The following is a 5,409-nucleotide window of genomic DNA, read 5'->3' as shown; positions in this document are numbered from 1 at the left end:
TTTCTTACAATTCTCCACTCCTTGTTGGAAGGTATTATTCTTGCACCTTTTATTATCCTTAATTAATTTTGGTAACATCAATTAGGGCTTTCCTTTATCTATTCATCAGAATTAATTGGCCTTTTCTAATTGCCCCGACAAAATTTTAAGTCAACTGTCATATTGTTCTACCACTGCTGACCTCTAATCAGCCTAATTAAACTTTTCTTTATATGAGAATTTCAATGACAAGAGCCCTATGGCTACTTATGTCAATTGTTGTGCTTCATTCTTGCAACGATGAAACTATTGAACCCGTCTTTTATGGTAATCTGGAAGGTTTTATTAGACATTCCGAGTCCGAAGAGCCTCTCGCTCAGGTTAAAGTATCCACCAGCCCTCTTTCTGTTTCAGTATTGACAGATCATCGTGGGTATTATCGAATTGATTCTTTAGAAGCCAAGGAATATTCCGTTTTTGCTACCAAAGATGGATATGGAGCAGAAACGGTAAAGGTTAATTTAAGTAGAAATGCTACCATATCACAAAATATATTTTTAGACCCTTTTATTCCTGACAATGAGGTGGCCATTTATGAGCCCGTTAGTCCCATTCCTCCCAATGATTCCACCGGTTTGGATTTGGTGGTAGTATTGGGTTGGAGCACCTTAAATGCAATTGCTGAAAATGACTCCATTATTTATGATATTAATATTTATGCATCCGAAGGAAGTGCTGAGGATAAAAGGATTATTGATTTTCCGGATACTACCCTTGCCATAACCGGATTACGTTATAGCACCACATACTATTGGCAAGTGACATCCAAAAACTTGGAAGGACAGAAGATCAACGGTCCGGTTTGGAAGTTTACCACACAAGACTTCCCAGATAATCGCCTGTTTTTTGCCCTAAAAGATGATGACCCTGACGGAAGAGGGGAAAATTATAACATATATTCTGGAAGCCAGGAGGATTCTATCATTGTACGGCTTACTAAAGATGTAGGAATGGATATAGCACCAAGTCTTTCTTTCAAAAGAGATAAAGTAGCTTTTGTTTCAGATCGAAATAACAATGAGCCTCATATTTTTACAATGGATCCAGATGGTAAAAATCCTTTTCAGGTGACAACACTTCCAGTTACCGGGTATCATAATCCTGGGGTAGGGTATTGTTGGTCTCCTGACGGTGGACGTCTATTGTATAGCCATTATGATCGTCTTTATAAAATAGATCGTAATGGGACTAATTTAGAATTGGTAGCAACTGCCCCTGAAGGTCGGCACTTTAGGCGATGTGACTGGACAGCACAACAAAACAAAATTGTGGTAGAAACAGTTGGTGTTAATGGCTTTGATTCTGAAATCTATTTGATGAATGATGATGGTAGCGAGATGACCCTATTGGTAGAAAATGTACCGGGTAGGGTGGGAGATCCTTCTTTTAGCATCGATGGTAAAAGTATTCTCTACACTTACGATGTGTCTGAATTTGAATCCCAAGATAATCGACAGCTGGATACTCATATATTTCTTATGGCTATAGATAGTAGTTCTGTAGAGGATCTGTCTCAAAATAATAAGGATAATGGAACTAATGATTTGATGCCTATATTTTCTCCCGATGGTGCTAATATAATATTTTATAATGTGCCTAACGATGGAATTGGAGAGCCTTCAGTGTGGATAATGGATTCTAGTGGTGGAAATAGGGAATTAGTATATGAAGGGGCCTTAACTCCACATTGGAAATAATATTTCTCCTCCATCCCAATTACCTCCTTTCTTATCCTTTCTGCTGTTAAATGAATTCTGGTTGGAAGTTACATTGACTCCTAGTAGCGGTGTTTAATAAATAGAATTTCATTCTTGAGTCAGTGGTCTTATGGGAGGGTTCTATTAGCATTAAAATATTTCTTTAAAGTAGTTTCTAAAATACATCAGGCTTAAGAATTGCCAATGAAAAAATGGGTAATAGTCTTATTGTTAAGTTGTGCGACTTGGATTACGGCTTTCTCGCAAGAAAACTCAAATGACAGTATTCCCCTCTCAATTATAAAATCTGTAAAGGATGATTCGGCAAAAAATACCATCCCTAGTCTGGAAATTAACGGGTTAATAGTTGACGAAACCCGAACAAAAAGTGGAAGGGAATTTTATCGCGTTTTCTATAAAATGTGGGAACCTCCTCCCAATGCCCCTGATTTTATGATCACAATAAAAGAATTGCCGGGACAGGGAAGAGGAAGTAGGGTTCAAATCTTGGTAAACCGTGAATTGGTCTTTCTTAATTATTTACAACCCCGAAGTGACTACATTTTAAGTTTGGCCCAATATGTAGATTATGTGTTAAAACAACATCTTAAAGATTTAGCGGAGATGGAAGAAAATAATATCTTTTAAGACAGATAGATATAAGTGACATTTAGAGTTAAATAAAAAATCCTTGTAGAAAATAAAAGACGGAGTTTAGAGCAAATAATAAAAAATAAAAGAAAACCTTTCGACCGGCGGGAATTGTATTACAGACCTTGCCCCTCACAACCATTGGTTCTATTGTTGTAGAGAACCACCAAGATTTCCCTTAGAGCTGCAATTTTCCATTGCTAAAGCCGAGTAAATTCTCAATTACATTTTCTACTTCTTTATACATACCCTATTGAATTATGAAACCCCTTACTTCAAAAATCTTTCAGTTACTCTTTTGTATTTCATTTGTGCTTGTCGGTGCCCATTCAGCTAAGGGACAAGATTTTGTTTACAAGCCCACTAACCCAGCCTTTGGTGGAGATTCCTATAATGGCAGTTGGTTACTTCAAATGGCACAAGCTCAAAAAGAGGAGGAGGATCCGCCTGATTTTGAGCAAGATCCATTGGAAGATTTTGAAAAGGATATTCAAAGGCAAATCCTTGACCGTATAGGAAGAGATTTGTTGGATGATTATTTTGAAGATGGACTGGAAGAAGGAATTACGGAAGTTGGTGGATATAGAATAGAAACTACCTCTGATGTATATGGTTTGAATGTGACTATTTACGATTTGGCCAACGGAAATGAGGCAAATATTGTTATTCCTACCTTTTAAACAATTATCACTCAAAGAGAAAAAATTTACCTATGTTTAAATTGTCTGGCTTGAAATTTACCAATTTATTTGGATTGGTTTTTTTGATTTTGTTTGGAAGCTGCGTTTCTAGCTTATATAAACCCATGAATACCGTGGGGGCTCGATTAGGAACAGAGACTCCGGTTCATTCTACTTTTATGAATTTACCTGAACCCAAGGAGAAGATTGTTGTAGCCGTTTACAATTTCCGTGATCAGACCGGACAATACAAACCTTCCGAAATGGGAGCTAGTTGGTCAACAGCTGTTACTCAAGGGGGAACCTCTATTTTATTAAGGGCTTTAGAAAGTTCTAATTGGTTTATTCCCATAGAAAGGGAAGGGTTATCTAATCTTTTAAATGAAAGGAAGATAATTCGCTCCAATGCGGCTAATTATCCGGAATATCAGCAGTTAAATATTAATGAGTTGTTACCTCCATTACTTTATGCTGGTGTTATTTTGGAGGGAGGAATTATTTCCTATGATTCTAATATTAGGACAGGTGGTGCAGGATTACGGTATTTTGGCTCAGGTGGGTCAGGTCAATATAGAGAAGATATAGTAACTATTTATTTGCGGGTAATATCTACACGTAGTGGTCAGGTTTTGAAGACTATTTACACTTCAAAGAAAATTTTATCGCAGAAATTAGATGCAGGTCTTTTTAAGTTTGTGGATGATTTGACCCTGGCAGAAGCAGAAACAGGATTTACTTACAATGAACCTTCTAGCCTTGCTGTTTCAGAAGCCATTGAGAAAGCGGTCTATAGTTTGGTGGTGGAAGGAATAATGGATGATTTATGGGTACCAGCTGTGGAAGAAGAAAAGGAGGGCTTTGCCGTGCAACAATACCTTCATGAGAAAGATAGAAATGCCAATATGGGAATTATGGGAAAAGAACCAGCAAAAAGCAGAGGCAAAATAGGGATATCTTTTAGCACTGGGGCAAGTATCTACGCCGGAGATTACGCTGATCCTAATGTAGAAATGTTAGAAGAATTTGCCTTAAAATTTCCCGGAGACGGACGAATAGGAATTGGGATAAATGTGGGGCAATTAAATTTATCAACTGTAGAACAGGCCTTTCATGAAAGATATTCTTATGCTGAACTTAATGTTAATTATCGAGCCTTTCCAAAATTCAAGTATACTCCCTTGATAACCGCAGGTTATGGTTTTATTAACTCTGATATTGAGGATTTAAATAATTTTAAGGAGAATAGTATTCCTAAAATACATGCCAAAGTTGGTTTTGAGTATTTGCTTAACCGTTTTTTGGGATTGGAAGTTACTGCAGGATATAATTATCTTTTTTCTGATGAGTTGGATGGGACTATCAATGGAACTTATAATGATTATTACTGGACTGGAAATATTGGATTAAATTTCTGGGTATTTGGAGGAAACCGTTCTGCAAAAAGATCTTCTCCATTTAGTAGAAGGTATTATAGGGAAAAGGCAAAGGCTCTTCGATATGAAAAAGCTTTTTCAGCCGAAGTAAAAACGGATTCTTTAACCAATGGGAATGAAACAAGTATTTCCGAACCAGGAAAATTAACAAGGAAGGAAGAAAGATTACTTCAAAGGGAAAGAAAAAGGCAAAATAAATTAGGATTGCAGAAGGACTCTGTTCCTGAAAAAGTCTTGGGTTCACCTGAATCGAAGGAAGCTGATAAAGAATTAAGTTCAAATCCATTAAAAGAAGTTGAGCTAAGTAAAAAGGAAAAAAGGAAACTTCGGCGCCAAAATAGGAATGCTCCAAATTCTGCTGCCATTGGAAATGATTCTGTCATAGGAAAAGCCACGGTATCAACCGAAGCACAAGAACTTAACGATCGGAATGAGGAAAATACTGACCAGGGTTTAACCCTAAGTAAAAAAGAAAGAAGAAAACTTAATCGCTTAGAAAAAAAGAATAAAAAGAAATCTCAGGAAAGATAATCTATTAAGTTTACTTCCTATGCACTTAATCCGTTTACCCCTTTTTATTTCGGATTAAGTGCTTTTTTAGCCTCCACTTTGTTTCGCTTTATAGCCATTTTGACGTAAAATATCCAGAATTTTTGTTCTGTGATCTCCCTGAATAATTATTTCTCCTTCCTTAGCTGACCCACCAACTCCACACTTCGATTTCAACAATTTTCCCAGAATTTTTAAATCTTCCTCTGCTCCAATAAAACCTGTAATTAAGGTAACTTGCTTACCTCCTCTTTTCTTCTTATCTAGGGCAACTTTTAAGTTTTGTTGTGCAGGAGGGAGGGTATCTGCTTCCTCATTTTCTTGATATTCAAAATCAAAATCTGGGTTTGTCGAAAAGAC

General features: G+C 36.8%; 5 protein-coding genes. 4 read left to right on the top strand and 1 reads right to left on the bottom strand.

Translation table 11 applies throughout. The features are described from left to right. Positions 1-212: 212 nt before the first annotated feature. From E1171_RS07995 to E1171_RS07980, 4 genes are all read left to right on the top strand, one after another. Positions 213-1,736, top strand: coding sequence for a carboxypeptidase regulatory-like domain-containing protein (locus E1171_RS07995; RefSeq protein ID WP_155205487.1), 1,524 nt, complete (start codon positions 213-215; stop codon positions 1,734-1,736). A gap of 204 nt (positions 1,737-1,940) precedes the next feature. Then, positions 1,941-2,384, top strand: a complete 444-nt coding sequence (locus tag E1171_RS07990) for a CsgE family curli-type amyloid fiber assembly protein (RefSeq protein ID WP_155205486.1) — start codon at positions 1,941-1,943, stop codon at positions 2,382-2,384. Positions 2,385-2,647: 263 nt separating this feature from the next. Next, on the top strand, positions 2,648-3,067 hold the full coding sequence (locus E1171_RS07985) for a curli assembly protein CsgF (protein ID WP_155205485.1): 420 nt from the start codon (positions 2,648-2,650) through the stop codon (positions 3,065-3,067). 32 nt (positions 3,068-3,099) lie between these two features. Continuing rightward, entirely contained in the window at positions 3,100-5,031 is a 1,932-nt protein-coding gene (locus E1171_RS07980; protein WP_155205484.1) for a CsgG/HfaB family protein, read from the top strand. A gap of 66 nt (positions 5,032-5,097) precedes the next feature. On the opposite strand, the gene E1171_RS07975 is transcribed toward E1171_RS07980, so the two are convergent. Beyond that, positions 5,098-5,409: translation initiation factor (locus E1171_RS07975; RefSeq protein ID WP_155205483.1), on the bottom strand; the 312-nt coding region annotated here is incomplete at its 5' end.

Source organism: Xanthovirga aplysinae, assembly GCF_009711365.1.
Classification (GTDB): Bacteria; Bacteroidota; Bacteroidia; order Cytophagales; family Cyclobacteriaceae; genus Xanthovirga; species Xanthovirga aplysinae.
This window is presented reverse-complemented; position numbering and strand designations above follow the sequence as displayed.